The sequence below is a fragment of the Arenibacter sp. 6A1 genome (assembly GCF_012272855.1).
Lineage (GTDB): Bacteria > Bacteroidota > Bacteroidia > Flavobacteriales > Flavobacteriaceae > Arenibacter.
The window spans coordinates 1-634 of the sequence record NZ_JAAXCQ010000058.1 but is presented as its reverse complement, the minus strand read 5'-3'; the positions used below and the strand labels follow the sequence as shown (position 1 = coordinate 634).

1 pseudogene is annotated in these 634 nt (G+C 54.9%); it reads left to right on the top strand.

What is annotated here, in order from left to right:
- A pseudogene (locus HCG49_RS18420) lies at nucleotides 1-634 on the top strand (hypothetical protein); the annotation flags it as partial.

Here is a 634-nt window from a genome sequence, read left to right as displayed (position 1 = left end):
GCTACGGGGGCGACAGGGGAACAAGGTGTTCAAGGTGAGACCGGAGTTACTGGTGCCACGGGTGCAACAGGTGAACAAGGAATCCAAGGAGAGACCGGGGCCACTGGAGCAACTGGCGAACAAGGTATCCAAGGTGAAACCGGGGCAACTGGTCCAACTGGTGCAACAGGGGAACAAGGTATACAAGGAGATAAAGGTGATACTGGGGCCAAAGGGGATCAAGGAATTCAAGGTGAAACCGGAGCTACGGGGGCGACTGGAGAACAAGGTATTCAAGGAGAAACAGGAGCTACCGGGGCAACAGGAGAACAAGGTATCAAAGGTGAGACCGGAGCAACTGGAGCCACAGGGGAACAAGGAATCCAAGGTGAGACCGGAGCAACTGGGGCTACAGGTGATCAAGGTATTCAAGGTGAAACGGGAGCTACCGGGGCTACTGGTGAACAAGGAGAAACAGGAGCCACGGGTGCAACAGGTGAACAAGGAATCCAAGGAGCTACCGGGGCAACAGGAGAACAAGGTATCACAGGTGAGACCGGAGCTACTGGAGCAACAGGCGAACAAGGTATTCAAGGTGAGACCGGAGCTACGGGGGCGACTGGAGAACAAGGTATTCAAGGAGAAACAGGAGCTA